At 53.4% G+C, this 21063-nt stretch carries 18 protein-coding genes; 4 read left to right on the top strand and 14 right to left on the bottom strand.

Features of this window, described 5'->3' with window-relative positions:
• Positions 1 to 149 precede the first annotated feature (149 nt).
• The 5 genes from nusB to ACO0LM_RS09110 all read right to left on the bottom strand — a co-directional run bounded on the left by nusB (position 150) and on the right by ACO0LM_RS09110 (position 4459).
• Positions 150 to 614, bottom strand: a complete 465-nt coding sequence (gene nusB, locus ACO0LM_RS09090) for a transcription antitermination factor NusB (protein WP_423036308.1) — start codon at positions 612 to 614, stop codon at positions 150 to 152.
• 47 nt (positions 615 to 661) lie between these two features.
• Positions 662 to 1159 carry a 6,7-dimethyl-8-ribityllumazine synthase gene (gene ribH / locus ACO0LM_RS09095; RefSeq protein WP_186945612.1) on the bottom strand — a complete coding sequence of 166 codons (498 nt, stop codon included), beginning with the start codon at positions 1157 to 1159 and terminating at the stop codon, positions 662 to 664.
• 99 nt (positions 1160 to 1258) lie between these two features.
• Positions 1259 to 2380 carry a bifunctional 3,4-dihydroxy-2-butanone-4-phosphate synthase/GTP cyclohydrolase II gene (gene ribBA / locus ACO0LM_RS09100; protein WP_423036310.1) on the bottom strand — a complete coding sequence of 374 codons (1122 nt, stop codon included), beginning with the start codon at positions 2378 to 2380 and terminating at the stop codon, positions 1259 to 1261.
• Positions 2381 to 2558: 178 nt separating this feature from the next.
• Entirely contained in the window at positions 2559 to 3473 is a 915-nt protein-coding gene (locus ACO0LM_RS09105) for a PhzF family phenazine biosynthesis protein (RefSeq protein ID WP_423036312.1), read from the bottom strand.
• Complete coding sequence (locus ACO0LM_RS09110; RefSeq protein ID WP_423036314.1) at positions 3470 to 4459, bottom strand: XdhC family protein; 990 nt, start codon at positions 4457 to 4459, stop codon at positions 3470 to 3472. Before ACO0LM_RS09110 ends, ACO0LM_RS09105 begins: the two co-directional genes overlap by 4 nt.
• A gap of 190 nt (positions 4460 to 4649) precedes the next feature.
• Between ACO0LM_RS09110 and ACO0LM_RS09115 the strand changes: the two genes are divergently transcribed.
• A complete protein-coding gene (locus ACO0LM_RS09115) occupies positions 4650 to 6125 on the top strand; it encodes a peptide MFS transporter (RefSeq protein WP_423036316.1) in 1476 nt (491 codons plus the stop codon).
• A 62-nt stretch (positions 6126 to 6187) separates the two neighbouring features.
• Here ACO0LM_RS09115 and ACO0LM_RS09120 read toward each other — a convergent pair whose 3' ends face one another.
• Positions 6188 to 7063 carry a DUF1653 domain-containing protein gene (locus tag ACO0LM_RS09120; RefSeq protein ID WP_423036318.1) on the bottom strand — a complete coding sequence of 292 codons (876 nt, stop codon included), beginning with the start codon at positions 7061 to 7063 and terminating at the stop codon, positions 6188 to 6190.
• Positions 7064 to 7370: 307 nt separating this feature from the next.
• Between ACO0LM_RS09120 and ACO0LM_RS09125 the strand changes: the two genes are divergently transcribed.
• From ACO0LM_RS09125 to ACO0LM_RS09135, 3 genes are all read left to right on the top strand, one after another.
• The gene (locus ACO0LM_RS09125; protein ID WP_423036320.1) at positions 7371 to 8660 is read left to right on the top strand and encodes an MFS transporter; all 1290 of its coding nucleotides are present in this window, start codon (positions 7371 to 7373) and stop codon (positions 8658 to 8660) included.
• A 166-nt stretch (positions 8661 to 8826) separates the two neighbouring features.
• Positions 8827 to 11091, top strand: a complete 2265-nt coding sequence (locus ACO0LM_RS09130) for an OPT family oligopeptide transporter (RefSeq protein WP_423036322.1) — start codon at positions 8827 to 8829, stop codon at positions 11089 to 11091.
• 153 nt (positions 11092 to 11244) lie between these two features.
• Entirely contained in the window at positions 11245 to 11514 is a 270-nt protein-coding gene (locus tag ACO0LM_RS09135) for a hypothetical protein (protein ID WP_422980698.1), read from the top strand.
• Positions 11515 to 11557: 43 nt separating this feature from the next.
• On the opposite strand, the gene flgL is transcribed toward ACO0LM_RS09135, so the two are convergent.
• The 8 genes from flgL to flgE all read right to left on the bottom strand — a co-directional run bounded on the left by flgL (position 11558) and on the right by flgE (position 21003).
• Complete coding sequence (gene flgL / locus ACO0LM_RS09140; RefSeq protein ID WP_423036324.1) at positions 11558 to 12784, bottom strand: flagellar hook-associated protein FlgL; 1227 nt, start codon at positions 12782 to 12784, stop codon at positions 11558 to 11560.
• An 8-nt stretch (positions 12785 to 12792) separates the two neighbouring features.
• A complete protein-coding gene (gene flgK / locus ACO0LM_RS09145; RefSeq protein ID WP_423036326.1) occupies positions 12793 to 15045 on the bottom strand; it encodes a flagellar hook-associated protein FlgK in 2253 nt (750 codons plus the stop codon).
• A 166-nt stretch (positions 15046 to 15211) separates the two neighbouring features.
• A complete protein-coding gene (flgJ, locus tag ACO0LM_RS09150; RefSeq protein ID WP_423036328.1) occupies positions 15212 to 16120 on the bottom strand; it encodes a flagellar assembly peptidoglycan hydrolase FlgJ in 909 nt (302 codons plus the stop codon).
• Between the two features lie 9 nt (positions 16121 to 16129).
• A complete protein-coding gene (locus tag ACO0LM_RS09155; RefSeq protein ID WP_423036368.1) occupies positions 16130 to 17200 on the bottom strand; it encodes a flagellar basal body P-ring protein FlgI in 1071 nt (356 codons plus the stop codon).
• 95 nt (positions 17201 to 17295) lie between these two features.
• On the bottom strand, positions 17296 to 17970 hold the full coding sequence (locus ACO0LM_RS09160) for a flagellar basal body L-ring protein FlgH (protein ID WP_423036330.1): 675 nt from the start codon (positions 17968 to 17970) through the stop codon (positions 17296 to 17298).
• Positions 17971 to 18002: 32 nt separating this feature from the next.
• The gene (gene flgG, locus ACO0LM_RS09165) at positions 18003 to 18785 is read right to left on the bottom strand and encodes a flagellar basal-body rod protein FlgG (protein WP_423036332.1); all 783 of its coding nucleotides are present in this window, start codon (positions 18783 to 18785) and stop codon (positions 18003 to 18005) included.
• Between the two features lie 63 nt (positions 18786 to 18848).
• Entirely contained in the window at positions 18849 to 19589 is a 741-nt protein-coding gene (flgF, locus tag ACO0LM_RS09170) for a flagellar basal-body rod protein FlgF (protein ID WP_423036334.1), read from the bottom strand.
• A 73-nt stretch (positions 19590 to 19662) separates the two neighbouring features.
• The gene (flgE, locus tag ACO0LM_RS09175; RefSeq protein WP_423036336.1) at positions 19663 to 21003 is read right to left on the bottom strand and encodes a flagellar hook protein FlgE; all 1341 of its coding nucleotides are present in this window, start codon (positions 21001 to 21003) and stop codon (positions 19663 to 19665) included.
• Between the last annotated feature and the right edge of the window lie 60 nt (positions 21004 to 21063).

Below are 21063 nucleotides of genomic sequence, written 5' to 3' on the forward strand. Positions count from 1 at the left end.
AGCAAGGCGTCAGCGACGAAGACAGTACTTTAGTACGACTAGGAGCTGCAACACAGCTGGGGTAGTTTTGCGTAAGCCCTATTATAAAAAAACCGTCTTATTTTTCAAAAATAAGACGGCATTCACTCTATACAATAGTACTTTCGCGCTTATTTGCCGGCAGCCACCTCGGTAGCGCGCAATTTGGCCGCAACCTTGTCCAGCACGCCGTTCACATATTTATGACCATCCAGGCCGCCAAATGATTTGGTCAGTTCTACCGCTTCATTAATGACGACGCGATAAGGGATTTCAATGTGGTTCTTCAGCTCGTAAGTACCAATCAGCAAGGCCGCATGTTCAATCGGTGACAGTTCGGCAATGCTGCGGTCGATCAGGGGCGCGATTTCTTCACGCAGGGTGATGGATTGTTTGATCGCGCCATGCAGCAGGGAATCAAAATGCTCTCTGTCAGCCTTGTCAAAACCGTGGGCTTCACGGATATGGGCTTCAATTGAACCCGAATCTTCATTGTTCAACAACCATTGATACAGGCCTTGCAAGGCAAATTCGCGCGCACGGTGACGTGGCGAGCGGGTCTTGCTTGGATTGGCATGTGGGGATTTAGTATTCATATCTTCTCTTACATTTTTTAAAGCTGGGGTGATCGTTGCAAGAACGATCAGGCATCATAGTGCACGTCTTCTGTGGCTTCTGCCAGTTCTTCCAGTGCCAGGGTAAGGTTGGCCATTTCTACGGCAACGCGGGCGGCGTCACGACCTTTTTCTTGCATGCGGACTTCTGCCTGCTCATCGTTTTCTGTGGTCAGGATGGCATTCGCAATCGGGATACCGGCATCCAGGCCAACGCGGGTAATGCCAGCGCCGGATTCATTCGATACCAGTTCAAAGTGATAAGTTTCACCACGGATGACGGCACCCAGGGCGATCAGGGCGTCAAACTGGTTGGTTTCTGCCAGTTTTTGCAGGGCCAGCGGCACCTCCAGCGCGCCAGGTACGGTCACATGCAGGATGTCTTCATTCAACACGCCCAGCAATGACAGTTCAGCCAGGCAGGCATCCAGCAAACCCTTGCCGACGTTTTCATTGAAGCGCGCCTGTACGATACCGACGCGTACACCTGCACCATCCAGATTTGCTTCGTAATGTCCTACTGTCATGATGTTCTTTCTTGCGCTGCTGCGCTTGATAATTGAATTGATATGGGGATGAGGACAGCATATCAGGCCGGCAGCGCAACCGCCGGTCTTTCGCTCCCATCACTGTTTGTCAGAGCAAGGCTTGTCCAAATAACCAACAACTTCCAGATTAAATCCTGTCATGGATGGCATTTTGCGTGGATTGGCCAGCAATTTCATCTTGCCGACACCCACATCCTTCAAAATCTGTGCACCGATACCGTAATTGCGCAAATCCATGCGGGCCGCACGGCTTACTGGTTTGGCTTCTGGCGTATCGAGCGCCTTGAACTGGTCAAACATCTGTTCTGCAGTTTCTTCGCAATTGAGCAGGACGATCACGCCGGAATCCGATTTCTTGATGGCGGCCATGGCTGCTGCCACATTCCAGGAATGCGTGGTGGCCTGGCTTTCCAGTAAATCGAGTATGGATACTGGCTGATGCACACGCACCAGGGCTGCTTTTTCATGGGTGATATCGCCATGCACCAGGGCCAGATGGGCCGAGCCGCTAGGCTTGTCACGGTAGACCAGGGCCCTGAAAGTGCCATGCACGGTATGCATTTCACGTTCGGCAACACGGTCAACAATGCTTTCTGTCTGGCTGCGATAATGGATAAGATCAGCAATGGTGCCGATTTTCATCGCATGTTCACGGGCGAATTCTATCAGGTCAGGCAGACGGGCCATGGTGCCGTCATCCTTCATGATTTCGCAAATCACGGATGCCGGTGTCAGGCCAGCCAGCTCTGCCAGATCACAGCCAGCCTCGGTATGCCCGGCACGCATGAGGACACCGCCTCTTTGCGCCTTCAGCGGGAAAATATGGCCCGGCTGGACAATATCGGCCGCAGTAGATTTTTTATCAACGGCGACTTGCACGGTACGGGCGCGGTCTGCTGCCGAGATACCCGTGGTGACGCCCTCTGCCGCTTCGATGGACACGGTGAAATTGGTACCAAACGACGTGCCATTGCGGCTGGTCATCATGGCCAGGTTCAATTGCTCGCAACGTTCTTCTGTCAAAGTCAGGCAAATCAGGCCACGGCCAAACTTGGCCATGAAGTTGATGGCTTCAGGGGTGACAAATTCGGCAGCCATAATCAGGTCGCCTTCGTTTTCACGATCTTCTTCATCAACCAGTATCACCATGCGGCCAGCGCGCAATTCGGCAACGATTTCCTGGGTAGTAGACATGCTCATAGGGGGAATATCCTGAACCGGGCCACCAACGCAATCACAGAAGCATTTTGCGTCGTACCACGGATTTTTCAGTGCAAATGAATGAAGTCGCTATTTTAAAGGATTTACGCCTGCTCTTCCCGTGCTTATATTGATTTATACCGGATTTCTTGCCGATACCTGCGGGCCTGGTGCCGGTTTATTCGATTTGTACCTGCCCCTGGGCGATTTCCCTGACTCTGCCACCTACCCGTATCGCTTGATCTTTTGTCACCTCAAGATATAAGCGGCAAGACCGCCCCATCTGTACGCCCTGGGCAATTACCATACTGACTGGCACATCCCGTCCCTGCGCCATCCACCAGCCACCCAGGTTGGCACAGGCAGAACCAGTGCCAGGGTCTTCGCTAAAGCCACCATCCTGTCTGGCAAAGACGTAACGCGCAGTGACCGGTCTGTGCCCTGCATTTGGCGCTGTCGCTTCATCAAAGGCAAACACATAAGCCATCCTGCGGCCCACCCGGTTGGCTGGCCATATTGCCAATTGCGCACTGTCAGGCTGTACTTTGGCCACGGCGGCGGCAGATTTCAGCGGTACCAGCAATTGTTCGCTGCCGGTATTCACCCACACCGGGTCAGACAGCAAATCAGATTCCTGCAAACCCAGCATGCCTGCCACCTGCGCGGGTGACAGTTCACAAGGCCGGGTCAGTACCTGATCACGCTGTACTTCGCCACGATATGGTGCCTCCAGGGTCCAGATGCCCTGCTGATCCAGCATCATGGGAATTATGCCAGCCTTGCATTCCAGGCTGAATTGTCTGTCACCTGCCTGCAGCTCATTTTGCAACTGCTGGACGACGTGGGCCGTGCCCAGGCTGGGATGACCGGCAAAGGCCATTTCCATGTCCGGCGTGAAAATACGCATCCTGGCGCTGGCACCGGCCTGCTCTGGCGGCAGGATGAAACTGGTTTCCGACAAATTGAATTGTTTTGCCAGCGCCATCATTTCGGCATCCGTCAAGCCGTCTGCCTGCTCAAACACACACAGGGGATTACCGCCAAACTGGCTTTCAGCAAACACATTCACCAGACGAAAAGCATACTTCCTCATGCCATGGCCGCCTTGGCATGGGCAACATTGACTTCTGCCGGCAACAGCACATTGTTTTTCACTGCCGTCAATTCAGCCAGGATGGAAATGGCGATTTCAGCCGGCGTCTTGCTACCTATATACAAACCTATGGGTCCATGCAATTTGGCCAGGTCGGCATCGGTCAGATCAAATTCCTTCAGTCTTTCCCGGCGCTTGGCGTTGTTGACGCGGGAACCAATGGCACCAACATAGAAAGCCTCGGATTTCAGGGCTTCCATCAGGGCCAGGTCATCCAGCTTGGGATCATGCGTCAGGGCCACGACCGCGCTGCGGCTGTCGAGTTGCATGTCCAGTATCAGGTCATCTGGCATGGCGTGGACCAGTTTGACGCCATCGACCTGCCAGCCATTGGTATATTCTTCACGCGGATCGCAAACGATCACCTGATAATCCATGCCCAGCGCAATACTGGACAGGAAGCGCGACAACTGCCCTGCACCAATGATCAGCAGCCGCCAGCGCGGGCCATGCACAGTCAACAACATGTCATCGCTTGCCACCAATTGTTGCGCGGGCGTTACCGTATCCAGCCTGACTTCGCCGGTACGTAGATCCAGTTGCCGGCTCAGCAGTTCGTGCTGTTCCAGTCTTTGCAACAATTCGCTGATACGGCTGCGGGCAGAAAGTGGCTCTATGCACAACTGTATGGTACCGCCGCAGGGCAGACCAAAACGATGGGCTTCGTCAGCGGTGATGCCATAGGTGACCAGTTCCGGCAGTTCCCGCACGATGCCTTCGCGCTGCACGCGTTCTATCAGGTCATCTTCTATGCAGCCACCCGATACCGAACCGACCACCTGCCCATTGCTGCCTATCGCCAGCGTCGCACCTTCGGGTCTGGGGCTGGAACCCCAGGTTTTGACGACCGTCACCAGTTCACAGGCCATGCCAGCACGTATCCAGGCATCACAGGTTTTCAATACTTCCAGGTCAATACTATCCATTGCTTTACATTCAAAATTAAGGAGCCGCTTGCCGTGCCCATGCACAAAAGTGTCAACATACCAGAATATTGTCTTACATGCAGCGCCGGAGATCTCCATTACATCGGTATGACATCTGTATGACATTTAGAGGACTTAGACGAGATTCTTTGCATTACAATGCCTGCCAAACCTATGTACTGGAGGCCACTTGTCAACAATCAAACAAAAAATAGCAGCCATACCGGAAGGTGCTGGTGCCCTGTTTTTCATACAGATTTTCGCCACACTGGGTTTCGCCGTCCTGTATTCCACCCTGGTGTTATACGCCACCAAGAAGCTGAACTTCAGTACCAAGGATGCGACTGCCATCATGGGCGTGTTTGGCGCATTCAATTATGGCCTGCATTTGTTTGGCGGCTATCTGGCGGGCCGGTTCATCAGTAACCGCAACCTGTTTGTCGGTGGCATGGTGTTGCAAGTCATCGGTTGTGCCACCATTTCCATCGGTACATCCGGCATGCTGTACTGGGGCCTGGCTTTCTTCCTGACTGGCAGTGGTCTGAATGTCACCTGTCTGAACCTGATGCTGACCCAGCGCTTCAAGCCGGAAGACAATCGCCGCGAAAGTGCCTTCCTGTGGAATTATGCCGGGATGAATCTGGGGTTTTTCATCGGCTTCACTGCAGCCGGCTATTACCAGTTGCTGGAAGATTATTACAGCCTGTTCATTTTTGCCACCATAGGCAATTTCATGGCGATCGTGCTGGCAGCCCTCAACTGGCGCGTCCTTTCTGATCTGAACACAACACTGCTGGATGCAACACCGCGCCAATTCCGCTGGCGCTTTCTGGTCGGCCTGCTGGTCATGGCGGGCCTTGTCCCGCTGGTTGAATTCATGCTGCACAGGGCAGAAGGCACCGGCGATCTGGTGATGATAATCAGCGTCATCATTGGCCTGATCCTGACTGCCCTGACCGCCATCCACAAGGATGAGCGCGAAAGCAGGAACATGTGTGCCTATCTGCTGCTGACCCTGGGCTCACTGGTATTCTGGACGCTGTACCAGATGGCCCCGATGGGCTTGCAGCTGTTTGCCGTCAACAACGTGGACCGCATGGTCTGGGGGTATGAAGTTGCACCGCAGTGGATACAGAATATCAATAGCTTCGTCATCATGTTTGGCGGCCCGCTGATGGCCATGCTGTTTGACAAACTGCGCGCACGCGGCTGGAATATTGATGTCCCGCGCCAGTTTTCTGCCGCCCTGATATTGATAGGCATTGCCTTTCTGGTGCTGCCGCTTGGAATACAAACGGCAGCCGCCAATGGCCTGGTCGCCTTCAAATGGATCTTCATCAGCTACCTGCTGCAAAGCGTGGCCGAATTGCTGATCTCACCCATAGGTTATGCCATGATAGGCAAACTGGCTCCGCGCCAGTATCAGGGTGTGATGATGGGGTCCTGGATGCTGGTGACCGGAACAGCCTCCATCCTGTCCAGCAAATTTTCTGGCCTGATACCGGAAGCAACCGAAGGCCTGCCATCCCTGACCAATCCTACCTACCACTACATCTTTTCGGTTCTGGGCTGGGGCAGCGTTGGTGTCGGCATCGTGCTGGTCGCCCTGATCCCGGTATTGCGCAAGCTGATTACCGATGGCCCCGGGAAGACAGCAAAAGCCTGAACCACATCCTGCCCTGCCCCTATCGTGGCAAATCAGGGCAAATCAGGGCAAGCTGAGAAAAATTATTCTGCAATGGGCGTGAAGCGCTGCACTTTCACCCCATTGATTTCCAGCGTTTCAAAGAACACTGCCTTGGGCCGGGTCCAGATGCTGCCGTCATGTGAACGATAGACGATCACCGGGCTCAAATCAGATTCCTGCGTTGCTTCGCATACCAGTTCGTAAATACCACCCTTGTAGTGGCGGTAGCGCTGTACCTTTGCCCTGTTGGCAGCGACATGTTTACCCCTCTTTGCGGGTACCACCTCAGCCAATGGTCCGGCACTTTGCTGCTTCAGAAAGGCAGGTACTTTGGCTGCCGTCAGCTTGTTCACATCTTGCAGCAGGCGTGGGTCTATGCCATTAAAGCCATAGCGTTCACCGAGTTCAGTGGCAATCCGCAGCATGAGTTTGGAGGCCACTTCAGCATCTGCTTCCGCCCTGTGGGCCGAACCTTTAAAGCGTATACCCAGCGACGACGCCAGCGGCCCCAGGGAATAACTGCCCAACCCCGGAAACACGCGCCGCGACAGTTTCACCGAACAGATGACGCCATCGTAAGACGGCCACAAGCCCAGACGATCGCTTTCTGCCAGCAAGAATTTCTCGTCAAAACTGGCATTATGAGCTGCCAGCACATCGCTACCGATAAATTCCAGCAGTTCGGGCATGACTTCCGATACTGGTGGCGCACGGTCCACCATGGATTGGGTAATACCTGTCAATTCGGTAATGAAGTACGGTATGCGCGCACGGCAATTGATCAGGGATACATAGCGATCCACAATTTCACCACCTGCTATACGCAAGGCGGCCACTTCTGTCACACGTCCACCCTGCTCTGGTGTCATGCCCGAAGTTTCAAAGTCAATCATCACTACTGGTTTTTCAAACATCATTTTTTTCACTGGCGGGAACTAATCAATATCAATACAATCTATTTACAGGTCGCGTCAATAAAAACATGCGAAAGCGGCCCCGGAGCTGCTCTATCTTGCTCCAGTCTCCTGACTTATCCTGATGACCGTATTGTAAACGCTGGCCGATCTGGCCCGGTCTTTACACTCATTTTGTCATCCAACAGCATTTGGTACTTCTTGGCTGGCATCGTCGCCACAGTCTGTCCATCTTATGCGCGATGTATCCATCATCATGCATGCAGCAATGAACGGGCAGCGCGCAGGCAGCACATTGTGTTTGTTAACTATGATAAATAAAATCTTTGACTTGTTTTCGCTCCCGACACGGGATTTATTGCGCGATCTGATCTATCGCCGTTTGTGGACATCGATACTGATCAGCTCCTTCGGTGCCCAGGTCACCATGCTGGCATTGCCACTGACAGCGGCGATACTATTGCACGCCAGTCCTTCGCAAATGGGCGCGCTGACCTTTATGGAAGTGCTGCCCTTTGTCTTGCTGTCCCTGCCATCCGGCGTGCTGCTGGACCGGGTGCGCAAGCTGCCGGTATATATCGTTGGTGAAATCACGATATCGCTGGCGGTTGCCAGTGTGCCGCTGGCATGGTGGCTGGGTTATCTGAGCATGACCTGGCTGTATGTAGTCGGCTTCATGATAGGCATGGTCAACACTACCGCCGGCTCAGCCTCACAAATCGTGCTGACGCAAATCGTACCGCGTGACCGGCTGGTTGAAGCCCATGCCAAAAATGCCCTGGCCACATCCGGGGCTGAAGTCGCCGGCCCGGCCACCGCCGGGGCTCTAATTAAATTAATGGGTGCACCACTGGCCTTGCTGGCAGATGCCCTGCTGTTGCTGACATCTGCCGTCATCTTGCGCGGCATCCATATCAATGAAGTACGTCAGCCACGGGAAGACGCGCATTTCTGGCGCGACCTGAAGGCTGGGCTGTCCTTTGTCACCAATAAGCCCTTGCTGATCGCACTGGCAATGACGGTCGGCGGCTGGCAACTTTGTTATAACGCCGCCCTGGTGGTGCAGATTTTATTTGCCACGCGTGAACTGGGCCTGTCCGAACAAGCCATCGGCCTGAGTTACATGGGCATGGGTATAGGTACCATTATTGCCAGTGTGTATGGCTATCGCATCAGTCGCCGTCTTGGCCCCGGCCCCTGCATGGTGCTGGGGGTGGCCGTCTGCGGGGTGGGCTGGAGCTTGCTGGCGCTGGCACCGGCCAATAATTGGGGTATCGCTGCCTTTAGCTTCATGCTGATGTGCTTTTCCATCGGTGGTGTACTGATTTTTATTAACTTCCTGGCATTGCGCCAGGCAGTGACGCCCGAAGCCATGCTGGGACGCATGACCAGCACCATGCGCTGGCTGATCCTGATACCGGCCGGCCCCGGTGCGCTGATCGGTGGCTGGATGGGCGAACACCTGGGCCTGCGTTATTCGCTGGGTTTTGCCGGTGCCAGCGCCCTGTTGCTGGCGTATATTGCCGGCAAAAACCCGGTAATCCGGGGCATTACTGCCCTGCCAACACTCAGTAAACAGGAAGAGATGCAGCAAGTGTGATCACGGCATTGCAAATTGACGGAAAAAAGCGAGATAATGCGCGATTATTTATGTTTTTTCATCGGCCTTTTCCGGCAGACAGGAGTCTGAATAGGCCGGTAATTCGCCAGGCTGAAAAAATATCCGCCTTTTTCTACCTCAATTTGACAACAATACAGGTACACCAATGCCAAAAGAAATGTCAGCCGCCAGTTCCAAGCCTGGGTTTAAACCCTACATCCCCGATTCGGCCCAATTACCCGAAATGACCGCACGCGCCCTTATCATGGGCGTGGTGCTGGGGATGATCTTCGGTGCGTCTTCACTTTATCTGGTTCTTAAAGTTGGCCTGACTGTCAGCGCCTCGATCCCGGTCGCGGTGATCGCCATTACCCTGTTCCGGCTCAGCAATAAACTGGGTGCCAAAGACGCCACCATTCTGGAAAACAGTATCACCCAGACTGCCGGTTCGGCGGGTGAATCCCTGGCCTTTGGTCTGGGTGTGACCATGCCAGCGATTCTGATTCTGGGTTTTGACCTGGAAATCTCGCGCGTGATGCTGGTTGGCTGTCTTGGCGGACTGCTGGGTATTTTGCTGATGATCCCCATGCGCAGAACCATGATCGTGGAAAAACACGATGAGCTGAAATACCCGGAAGGCACAGCCTGCGCCGAGGTATTAAAGGCAGCCGCAACGGATTCATCGCGCGAAGCAGCTGGTGAAAAAAATAACCCGAATGCGCTGGATGATGCCAGCAAACGCGCTGCCATCATCTTTGGCGGCTTTGGTATCGGCCTGCTGTACAAAATCGCCAACGTCGCACTGAAAGGCTGGAAAGATACGCCCGAAGTCTTGTTTGGTGCGCCACTGAAAGGCGGCTCGCTGGGTGCGGAAGTATCACCAGAATTGCTGGGTGTCGGTTACATCATCGGCCCGCGTATTGCTGCCGTCATGGCTGCAGGTGGCGTCATGTCTTACCTGCTGCTGATCCCCATGATCAAGTTCTTTGGTGATGCATTGAGTGTGCCCCTGGCTCCCGGCAACAAGCTCATCAGCCAGATGAGCGCGCATGATGTCCGTGGTGCCTACATTCTGTACATAGGCGCCGGTGCAGTTGCTGCCGGTGGTTTGATCAGCCTGGTGCGTGCCATGCCGACCATCTGGTGCAGCCTGTCGGCTGGCTTGTCTGGCCTGGGCAAGGGTGCGGCTGCCGTTACTGCACCAGTTCGTACTGACCAGGATATACCGATGAAATGGGTGGTCATCGGTGCGCTGGCGATCATCGCCATCATCACTTTTGCCACACCGCTGCACATGAACTTCCTGGGTGCGTTGCTGATATTGGTGTTCGGCTTCCTGTTTGCGACCGTGTCTTCCCGTCTGACGGGTGAAATCGGCTCTTCCTCCAACCCCATCTCTGGCATGACAGTGGCGACCCTGCTGTTCACTTGCCTGATTTTCCTCATCATGGGCTGGACTGGTGGTCAATACTATGTCACTGCCCTGTCTGTCGGCGCTATCGTCTGTATCGCTTCCAGCAATGCCGGCACCACCTCGCAGGATTTGAAGACCGGCTACATTGTCGGCTCCACCCCGCGCCTGCAACAGTATGCGATTCTGGCTGGTGCGCTTTCTTCTGCCCTGATCCTTGGCCCTATCCTGCTGAAACTGAATGATTCCGGCACCGTGTATGTACCGGCAGCCCAGGTGTCCCCGGCGCTGGTGACCGATGTCTCCAAACTGACCGACACCGCTCAACTGCAAGGCCCGCAGGCCGACACCGACAAAGGCACCTACAAGGTCTGGCACAAGAATGACAATGTGGGCGGCCCTGCCGGTAAATACTTTGTAGACAATGCCGGCAAGGCAGTGTATCTGGTTGACCCAGGTATCAACGGTGCTTACAACAAGCGCCCTGACGGTACTGAAGTCAAGAAATATGATGCGCCGAAAGCCGTGCTGATGTCTTACATCATCAAGGGCATACTGGATCGTCAACTGCCATGGACCCTGGTCTTGTTTGGGGTGATGATTGCCGTCGTGCTGGAAATGGCAGGCATACCATCGCTGGCCTTTGCCGTCGGCGTGTATCTGCCACTGTCTTCGTCTGCCCCCCTGTTCGTTGGTGGCATGATACGCTGGGCAGTGGATCGCCGGAATAGCAAGCTGGAACACAATCAGCACCTGAGCGAAGATGAGAAACAGGCTGCCGGTGACCGCAGCTCAGGCGTACTGCTGTCTTCCGGCTACATCGCTGGCGGTGCACTGGCAGGTATCGTGATTGCCTTTACCGCAGGTATATTGACAGACTTCGACAAGAAAATAGGCGACTGGGCAACGCTCAACAATCCTTTCTTTGAAGGGGCGAATGCCGATGCACTGTCACTGATCCCTTACGTGTTGATCGCATTTGCACTGTACTGGGTCGCCCGCGAAAAGAAAGCCAGCTAAACCGGCAAATCAATAAGCTGCTCCCGATTTCGATTCAAGAAAAAAGACAGGGTCTGAATGCCAGGTGCGATCAGACCCTTTTTTCTTGGCTATCCTGTGGCAAGCGGGTCATTGGAAGTACAATATCCGTCAATAATTTATACTGGAACCACCATGTCAGCACCTCACACCGCCGTCGATTGCAAGAATCAGCCCGTAGTCGTCGGTGACATCGTCCGCGTCGTCAACCTGGACAAGCAATTTATCAAGAGTTTCCCGCCTGATGAACGCATCCTGATCGAATCAATGATAGGCCAGTTCTTCAAGGTCATCGATCTGGATGAAGAAGGCCAGCCCTGCGTAGTCCGCGAATGGCATGACGAACACGGCATCATGCAGACCCATGTGATTGCGCTGGATTCGGAAGATATGGAAAAAATTTGAGCAGCCGTAGCTGCTCATTTCAATTTACCCAGGTGGCTTGCTATCAGCGGATATAGTCAAACAAAGACAGGCCGGATGTTTTGACGAATGACTGCTGGGCTGCCTGCAAGGTGGTTTGCTGCTGGTTCAGTTCGGTAATGGCCTTGGCATAATCAAGATCAAGCAAGGCAGACAGATCCTGCTTGTAGGACACACTCTTGGCATCGCCTTCACTATCGAGGTCATCAATTTCTTTCAGACTGGTACCCAGTTGGGCGCGCACCGTCAGCACATTATTCAGTGACTTGTCGATATTGTTATTACCCTGGGTCAGAGCTGCATTCAGGTCTTTTTTGGCAGCGACCGTATTGGCTGGCGTGTTCAGTGCAGTGATGATGTCAGTCAGCGTCTCAAACAGATTCTGATTACCGGGCTGTACCGAGAACTTGTCGCCCGGTCCAGGTGCCACCACAGGCGGGCCACCGGCATTAGTGACCTGCATATCGATACCATCAAAAGTGATGGTTGCACCACTGACGTAAGGGGTCAGCGGGACAACCACGGCACCCGTGGTTTTATTGGTCACGGTAAAAGAAGTGCCAAGATTATCGAATGCAACTTCGTAGTTGTTGCCGGTCAAATTTCCTGACGTGGGCACATTGATCGAAGCAGTAGCCAGTGCAGCGCCGACATTCGAGGGATTGGACTGTACATTGAACTGCCCGGGGGACGTGCGTATATTTTCAAAAATTGCCGTGCCAGCCCCACTCAGGGGGATTTGCCTTGAGGTATCCACCTGCAAATACCGTTGTCCCTGATCGCCGTTGTAAGTTGCGCCACCCAGTTTCTTGGTGTATGGCGCAACGGTCGTCGCAAAGCCGGAAAACAGGTAATTGCCAGTACCGTCAGTGGAATTGGCCAGGCCCATCAGTTGGTCCAGATTACCTTGCAGTTCCTGTGCGACATAACCGCGTTCAGCATCAGAGAAAGTACCGTTGCCAGCTTCGACTATCAGTGACTTGATATTGTGCATGGTGTCAGTCACATTCGACAATACACTCTCGGACACGCTGAGATTGTTTTTTGCACTTTGCCGGTTGGTGGCGAATTGGGTATTCAGCGAATCAGACTGAGAAATCACCAGGGCGCGGGCCGATGCAATGGGGTCATCTTCTGGTGTCAATACGCGTCTGCCCGCAGCGATTTGTTGCTGGGTCTTGTTCAAACCGACCTGAAGATCGCTGATCCTGGCGCCGCCAGATTCATAAATGGTACTTGTACTGATACGCATGATAGCCTCTATCCACCCAATTGAAGCAGGGAGTCAAACAATGTACTTGCAATTTGCATCAATTTGCCTGCCGCCTGGTAAGCCTGTTGATAGCGCAATAAATTCGTCGCTTCTTCGTCCAGATTAACACCTGATTCCGACTGTTGTGCGGTTACCGCCTGGGTCAACAGCTTGCCTTCCGAATCACTGGTGATTTTTAATTCATTGGCCTTGTTACCCACCGCGCTGACAAACTGGGCATAAGCACCCTGGAAAGTCGTGGTCTTGCCGGCCAGAGTATTTTGTGTTTGCAGACTGCTCAGTAAAACGGCATTACGGTTATCGCCTGAACCATTGGTGTTGGGAGCGACATCAAACACGTCACTATTTGCCGGATTACCCGACAATGAAAAACTGATGCCGTTGTAACTGATGGTCGCGCCGGTCGTATAGGGAATTGCCGTACCGGCTGGATAGGTCGTCGACGTACCGTTATTGGTGACTGTCACATTCGCGGTAGCCGGGAACCCTGTCAGGGTGTTACCCGCAGAATTGTAGGTCAGCCTTGTCGCCGCCACTGGCAAGGCGGCCGCCAGGGTAAAGGTGTCGCCATTCGCAGGTGGCGTGGCACCGTCGCTGACAGCAAAACTGACACCACTGAAACTGATCGTCGCGCCACTGGTGTACGGCACAGTGGCCGGCGGTGGATAAGTGGTCGTGACCGCACCAACCTTGACCGAAACGGTCGCCCCAGCCGGGAAGCCGGAAATCGTATTCGCAGCAAAAGTCAGCGTGACTGGCGCCGCCAGGGTAGTGCCGACATAGGAATCATCGGTGGTAGCCGCGCTGATAGTTGCCGTTGCAGAATTGCTGCCAGATGCCACCAGGGAATTGGTAACACCGACACTGACCTTGCCAGTACCAGTATTGGTGGTCGGGAAAGACGTTGTCACTGTCGCTGCAGCCGCCAGTTTTGCCGGGTCCTTGATGGCGATCGCTATGCTGGACCCGCCAGCCGCTGTCGGCCTGATCAGGAATTCATCACCGGCATTCGGTGCTGCGGCCGCAGGTGGTGGTGCCAGTTGGAAGTTCACCCCATCCATCTTCAATGGCAAGGTAGCCGAAGTCTGTGTTGCACCATCCGACAGGCGGGTAATTTTGTAGTTACCACCGATAAACTGCAAGCGGTAATCACTGGTCGTCAGCGCGCTGGCGTCAGTAATCGATGCATTGATGGCGGCGGTAGAGGTATTCAGGGCACTCGGTGTCGATATGGGTGTGCCTATCGTAAAGAAGTTACCACCCGCTTGCCCGTTCAGGTCCAGCCCCAGCTTTTGCTGATTATTGAAATCCGTCGCCAGGCCTATCGCGATACGACCTATGGAATTGCGGGCAACATCCAGCGTGCTGGCGCGAAAATCAAACAAGCCACCAAGCTTGCCGCCGGCAAAACTGTTTTCTGGCAACAAGACCGACGTACCATTTGACACATACGATACTTCGGAACGGCTAGGATCAGTCAAGGATTGGCTGACCGACAATTGATTGACAATGCTGCCCAATACCAAGGGCTGGCCATTGCCGATAAATACATTGTACTTGGCCCCCTGCGGCACCACACTGACCTTGGTCAGCTTGCTTAAATCAGTAATCAGTTGATCACGCTGATCCAGCAAATCATTCGGGCCACTACCGTTGCCGCTCACGCCCTGCGCTTTTTCAATGACATCGTTCAGGTTCGCCAGCTCGGTTGCATAGCCGTTGATGGAACCAACCACGGATGAAATCTGGCCATTCACATCGGAAGATATCTGGTCCAACCTGCCCTGCAAGCTGTTCATACGTCCCACCAGCGACTCACCTGCCGACAAAGCGGCCTGACGCGCTGCTGCACCAGCAGTACCATTCGGGCTGGATGCCAGGTTCTGGAATGCCTTGAAGAAATCCTGCAATGCGGGGGTCACGCCTGCGGTAGGGTCAGCAACCAGGTTATTGATCGAACTGATTTGCGAATAATAAATATCGGCCTGATTCTTGGACGACTGGGAAGAATTCACCTGTCCAGCCAGGAAAGAATTGTATTGACGCTGTATGTCGGTGACGGAAACGCCCTGCCCGATAAATGAGCCGCCCAGATTCTGGGGTGCATTGGCGGCTTGCAAGACAACCTGGCGGTTATAACCTGGAGTTGATGCATTGGCAATATTATGCCCGGTCGTCGCTATACCCAACTGCGCCGCAGACAAGGCCGTTTGCCCGATGCCAAAAATATTTGAACCCATAATTGAACCTGCTTTTTTGCTAAGTTAGCCGCCTATCGTGGCTGATCTCTGTCTTGGGGAACGAACAATGTGTATGTCAACAGATACCAGCACACCTCGTGCCATCAATCATGTTTTCGGTGCGTTTCGCCAAAACTTTAATCTGATGCACTTTCACAGGGGAAACTTAAGTTGAAAGAGACTGCTTGATGATTTTTGTCAGCTTGTTGGCATACTCAGGATCAGTGGCATATCCTGCTTTTTGCAAGCCGTAAGCAAAACTTGTTGCATCTTTTGCGTTAGCCATAACATTTTCATAACGCGGATTCTTGGTAATCAATTTAGCATAATCCTTGAACGCATCGGCGTAGGAATCATAGGCCTTGAACTTTTCCACCTTGCGCTGGGCTACGCCATTCACATATTCCGTTGTTACCGCATCAACAGTTTTACCCTTCCAGCCCTTGGTGGCTTTCATGCCAAATATGTTATGGCTGGCAGAGCCGTCAGCAGACTTGATCTCGCGACGGCCCCAGCCACTTTCCAGCGCAGCCTGGCCCAGCATGAACTTGGCGGGAATACCGGTTTCCTGGCTGGCCTGTTCTGCATGCGCTGTCAGTTTTTCCTGGAATTCCCGTACATGGTTAGGGCCGGTGAACGCAGTCTTCGGCGCATTGGCTGGCTGCTGCTCAAATTTCAGATTGTCCAGGTAAGAGTTCAAGCCTCGTATGCTGCTGGCACCGCTGGCACTACCTGTATTGCCGGGGTTATCCGACTCCAGCGCCTGGTTCATGGCATTGTTTGATAATTGCCTGACCAGCACATCCGCCAGGCCCACACCTTTTTTGGCCATGGTCTGTGACAATTGCTGATCCAGCATGGAGGTGTACATGCGGCTTTGTTCATTGTCCATGGGGCCATCCTGGCCACCGGCCTGGCGCATGGACTTCAGCATCATATTCATGAACAAGGCTTCAAATTGCTTGGCTGCACCCTTGATGGCATCAGGTGAATTATTTCTTGCCGATTGCTTTAGTTCGTCCAGCGATTTGCTGTCGAAGGCAGTTTTATCAGAGAAATCGGTACGGCCTATCATAACGATTCCTTAGATGATTTCCAGGTCGGCACGCAATGCGCCCGAGGCTTTGATGGCTTGCAGGATGGACAGTAAATCTTGCGGCGTCGCGCCGATTGCGTTCAAGGCCTTCACCACCTCTGATAGCGAGACACCAGCCTTCAGCATCAGCAACTGACCGGGGTCCTTGGTGATGGTGACGGTGGAATTGGCAGTCGCTGCCGTCTGACCTGCGGCCAGTGCATTCGGCTGGCTTACCGCATTATCGGTATTAATGACGACCGACAGGTTGCCATGCGCGACCGCACAGGTTTCCAGAGTCACCGCCTGGTTCATGACGATGGAACCGGTCCTGGCGTTCAGGATGACCTTGGCTGCCAATTGTGCTGGCGTGACATCGATGTTTTCCAGGTTACCCAAAAAGGACACGCGCTGATCAGCACTGGTTGGCGCCTTGACCTGGATCACACGGCCATCCATGGCGGCAGCCGTATCCGGACCAAAGCGGCGATTGATGGCATCCACCACCCGGCTGGCGGTAGAAAAATCGGAGGTATTCAATTCCAGCTGTATGGTCGCCCCCTGGGCTACAGAATTCGGCACGGCTCTTTCCACCGTTGCCCCGCCAGAAATTTTACCCACGCCCAAATGATTGACCTGTGCCTTGCTGCCATTCGCGGCAGCGCCCACACCACCGACCAGCACATTGCCCTGTGCCATGGCATAAATCTGGCTATCTGCACCTTTCAGCGGTGTCATCAGCAAGGTACCGCCACGCAGGCTTTTTGCATTCCCCATCGAAGACACGGTGATATCCAGCGTCTGGCCTGGTTGTGCAAATGCAGGCAAAGATGTCGTGACCATCACCGCTGCCACATTCTTCAATTGCAAACTGGTACCAACCGGGATGGTGACACCCAGTTGCTGCAACATGCTGATGATGCTTTGTACCGTAAACGGTGTTTGCGTAGTCTGGTCACCACTGCCATCCAGGCCCACAACCAGGCCGTATCCCAGCAACTGATTCTGACGCACGCCCTGTATGCCAGCCAGGTCCTTGATGCGTTCGGCATGTGCCTGTGACACCCAACCGCTACCCATGATTCCCAGCACGATGCAGAGCGCCCTGATCCATAGGGAAGATGAGGAAGCGGAGGAAGATGAGAGGGAGTTCATAAACCTGTCCTTGTCTTTCACTATAAAGGAAGGAAACTGAGGAAAAACCGGGTCAGCATGGAATTCAGCTCTGCCCTGTCCACATTCGACGTGGAACGGTATTCAAAACGTGCATCTGCCACCTGGGTGGATGCAACAACGTTACCGGCTGCAATCGTGGTGGGACTGACGACACCGGAAAAGCGAACAAATTCCGCGCCCTTGTCAAACGCCAGCTGTTTCTCGCCACTGACCAGCAAATTACCATTGGGCAGTACATCAATCACCGTCACAGCAATGGTGCCGGTAAAGTTATTGCTGGCGGCTTCAGCCCCTTTTTCATCAAACTTGGTGGACGATGTGGTAGCCAAACCGGCCTGTGCGGTAGTCGTCGCTTTGACACCGAACAGGGTAGGCGCAGCAAAAGCTGCGGCCCCGGATTTGCTGCCGGATGTAGCAGCCGTTTTGCCAGCAGAAGTTTTTTCGCTGATGGCAATCGTCAACACATCGCCTACCATACGCGCTTTGGAATCTTCATACAAAGGACGATAAGTCGCTTGCTGAAAAATTGCCCCGTTGGCTTCGCGCATGGGCTTGGCAGTTTGCGCCGGTAAAGTGGTAGGCTGATGCACGATCGGTGGCGGCGTCACTGCACAGGCAGTCAACAACAGCAGCAGCGGCGGCGGCAACAAGGTCAATAATGTGAAGTTTTTCATGATGCACTCATTCATCTGTCGTCATCAATGGCTTACAGTTGTGACAGGCGTTGCAACATCTGGTCTGATGTGGTGATCGCCTTGCTATTGATTTCATAGGCGCGCTGGGTCTGTATCATATTGACCAGCTCTTCCGCCACATTCACGTTAGAAGTTTCGACAAAAGCCTGCATCAGCAAACCCGCACCATTGGTACCCGGGGTATTGGTGCCAGGGTTACCGGATGCGGCGGTTTCCACATACAGGTTTTCACCCAGGGCCATCAGGCCGGCTGGATTAATAAAGGTCGCCAATTGCAAAGTGCCGACCTGCACCGGAGCCACCGAGCCAGCCTGGGTCACCGACACCGTGCCATCCCGCCCCACCGTAATGGATTGTGCATTGGCCGGTATGGTGATGGCCGGCTGTATCACATAGCCGCTCGATGTCACCAATTGCCCCTGGCTATCAGTCTGGAAGGAACCATCCCTGGTATAGGCCGTGGTACCGTCTGGCATCAATACCTGGAAAAAGCCCTGTCCCTGAATCGCAACGTCCTTGCTATTGCCGGTCTGTTGCAAATTACCTTGGGTAAAAATCTTTTCTGTCGCTACCGGACGCACACCGGTACCCAGTTGCAAGCCGGAAGGCAATTGCGTCTGCTGGGAACTCTGGGCGCCGGGCTGGCGTATATTCTGATATAGCAAATCTTCAAACACTGCACGTGAGCGCTTGAAACCGTTGGTGCTGACGTTGGCCAGATTATTACTCACCACGTCCATCTGCGTTTGTTGCGCATCCAGGCCAGTTTTGGCTATCCATAATGAACGTATCATTGCTCTCCCCTTTTTTCGCCTCAACGGCAAATTCTCACACTTGCCATTTTGCGGCAAAAGGCATCAACTCAAAGTCAAGATCTGACTGGCTTTACTGGCGTTATTCTCGGCATTCTGCAACAGCTTCATTTGCATTTCGAAACTGCGGGCCAGGTTAATCATGCTGACCATGGATTCCACCACATTGACATTGCTGTTTTCCAGCATGCCGCCAGCGACGGTCACAGCCGCATCCGCATCGACGGCCGTACCATCCTTGGTTTTGAATAAACCATCGTCGCCGCGCACCAGATTATCTTCTGGCGGATTGACCAGTTTCAACCGGCCTATGATCTGTACCGCACCGGGCTTGGTGCCCATGGGTATGGTCGATACCGTGCCATCCTTGGCAATTTCGATAGACACTTCTGGTGGTATGGTGATAGGTCCGCCATCCCCCACCAGATTCAAACCACTTTGCGTCTGCAAGATCCCGTTTTCACTGAGCTTCAGGCTGCCGTGGCGGGTATAGGCTTCTGAACCATCTGGCTTTTCCACTGCCAGCCATCCCTTGCCCTGCACTGCCACATCCAGCTCACGCCCGGTAACCTGCATGCTGCCGGTAGAAAAATCCGTACCGACCGTTGAATCCACCACAAAGGCCCGCGTTGGCAAACCATCACCCAGCACAGGCACGGCACGGAAAGAATCCAGCTGCGCCCGAAAGCCGGTGGTGGTCACATTCGCCAGATTATTCGACGTCGTCGCCTGCTGTTCGAGGATGTGCTTGGCACCTGTCATCGCGGTATACACTAACCTGTCCACAACATCCTCCCTGTCTGCTTAATACGGGCCATAAAAAATCGTTTCAGCTTAGTTTCAGCTTAGTTTCAACTTATTAACGCAGGTTGACCAGCGTCTGCAATACCTGATCCTGAGTCTTGATGGTTTGCGCATTGGCCTGATACACGCGCTGGGCGGTAATCATGTTGACCAGCTCACCCGTCAAATCGGTATTCGAATCTTCTGTCGCAGATGAAGTCAGACTACCCAGGCTGCCGGAATTTGGCGCTCCTACCAGGGCAGTGCCTGAAGTTGCGGTTTCTATCCATTGGTTATCACCGGTCGATTGCAAGCCGTTCGGGTTGGTGAAATTGGCCAACACCACCTGGGCCAGCACGGCAGTTTTACCATTGGTGTAACTACCAACGATAGTGCCATCCTTGGACGTATTGAATTTCGACAGTTTGCCGGAAGCATAGCCATCCTGGGTATTCTTGCTGACGCTGAAATCAGAACCAAACTGTGTCGTACCAGTGAAATCGTATTTGATATCCACAGCAGTATTGATTGGCGTTACCGCGCCAGTATTGACCGGCACGACCAGTTGCATGGCTTTTGGGTCAGTGAGAGAAAAAGCTGGCGTTGCAACAGTCAATTTACCCAAATTATCAAAGCCGATACGACCAATAGAGTTGGCAGTTGCACCAGCACCGGCAATCAATACCCCATCCACTGTTGCAAACACATCCCATTCTATGGTGGCAGGTGCAGTAGGTGGCGTGGCCACATTCAGATTATCCACTTTCACAAAGAAAGATTGAACTACGTGCGAGTTACCCAGACTGTCAAATACGGCAATCGAGGTCGAACTATCGTACGTGGTCGGATCAGTTGCACTAAAAACGACTGGCGTAATCACTGGTGGAATGGTAACCGGTGTCTGTGTACCAGGAACAAGCTTACGCGAATCCAGGTTCATGACCGCATTGATAATTGAGGTTTGTGCCGGCGCAATATCAGATGTATTGATATTAATCGGCGCAGCCGCACCGGTAGACAAAACACCCGCTGCATTGGCAACATAACCAGTTAATTGCGCCCCCTGGGCATTCACAATATTGCCAGTTTTGTCCAACTGGAACTGACCGTTACGCGAATACGTGACGGCACCATTGCTGGACATACGAAAAAAACCGCCGCCATTGATCGCAATATCGAGCGGGTTATTCGTCGAAGTGATATTTCCCTGCGTGAACTGCTGCACCACACCGGATACCTTGGTACCAATACCCACAGTGCCGCCGGAAGAACCATTGAGCGAGTTAGCATAGACGTCAGCAAACTGCGTCTGCCCCTGTTTGAAACCGACGGTACTGGCATTGGAAATATTGTTACCAATGACGTCCAATGATTTGGAAGCAGCATTCAGTCCGCTCAAGCCTTGTTGAAAACCCATGATTTTTCTCCGTTACTTTGTATAGTTCATTGACACTGTTTGATTCGGGATCGCTCCGGA

The organism is Undibacterium sp. Di26W (genome assembly GCF_049340265.1).
In the GTDB taxonomy this organism is placed as follows: domain Bacteria; phylum Pseudomonadota; class Gammaproteobacteria; order Burkholderiales; family Burkholderiaceae_D; genus Undibacterium.

Coding starts and splice junctions, on each gene's coding strand:
- nusB (WP_423036308.1), bottom strand. CDS start 614: ATGAATACTAAATCCCCACATGCCAATCCAAGCAAGACCCGCTCGCCA.
- ribH (WP_186945612.1), bottom strand. CDS start 1,159: ATGACAGTAGGACATTACGAAGCAAATCTGGATGGTGCAGGTGTACGC.
- ribBA (WP_423036310.1), bottom strand. CDS start 2,380: ATGAGCATGTCTACTACCCAGGAAATCGTTGCCGAATTGCGCGCTGGC.
- ACO0LM_RS09105 (WP_423036312.1), bottom strand. CDS start 3,473: ATGAGGAAGTATGCTTTTCGTCTGGTGAATGTGTTTGCTGAAAGCCAG.
- ACO0LM_RS09110 (WP_423036314.1), bottom strand. CDS start 4,459: ATGGATAGTATTGACCTGGAAGTATTGAAAACCTGTGATGCCTGGATA.
- ACO0LM_RS09120 (WP_423036318.1), bottom strand. CDS start 7,063: ATGATGTTTGAAAAACCAGTAGTGATGATTGACTTTGAAACTTCGGGC.
- ACO0LM_RS09125 (WP_423036320.1), top strand. CDS start 7,371: ATGATAAATAAAATCTTTGACTTGTTTTCGCTCCCGACACGGGATTTA.
- ACO0LM_RS09130 (WP_423036322.1), top strand. CDS start 8,827: ATGCCAAAAGAAATGTCAGCCGCCAGTTCCAAGCCTGGGTTTAAACCC.
- ACO0LM_RS09135 (WP_422980698.1), top strand. CDS start 11,245: ATGTCAGCACCTCACACCGCCGTCGATTGCAAGAATCAGCCCGTAGTC.
- flgL (WP_423036324.1), bottom strand. CDS start 12,784: ATGCGTATCAGTACAAGTACCATTTATGAATCTGGCGGCGCCAGGATC.
- flgK (WP_423036326.1), bottom strand. CDS start 15,045: ATGGGTTCAAATATTTTTGGCATCGGGCAAACGGCCTTGTCTGCGGCG.
- flgJ (WP_423036328.1), bottom strand. CDS start 16,120: ATGATAGGCCGTACCGATTTCTCTGATAAAACTGCCTTCGACAGCAAA.
- ACO0LM_RS09155 (WP_423036368.1), bottom strand. CDS start 17,200: ATGGGTAGCGGTTGGGTGTCACAGGCACATGCCGAACGCATCAAGGAC.
- ACO0LM_RS09160 (WP_423036330.1), bottom strand. CDS start 17,970: ATGAAAAACTTCACATTATTGACCTTGTTGCCGCCGCCGCTGCTGCTG.
- flgG (WP_423036332.1), bottom strand. CDS start 18,785: ATGATACGTTCATTATGGATAGCCAAAACTGGCCTGGATGCGCAACAA.
- flgE (WP_423036336.1), bottom strand. CDS start 21,003: ATGGGTTTTCAACAAGGCTTGAGCGGACTGAATGCTGCTTCCAAATCA.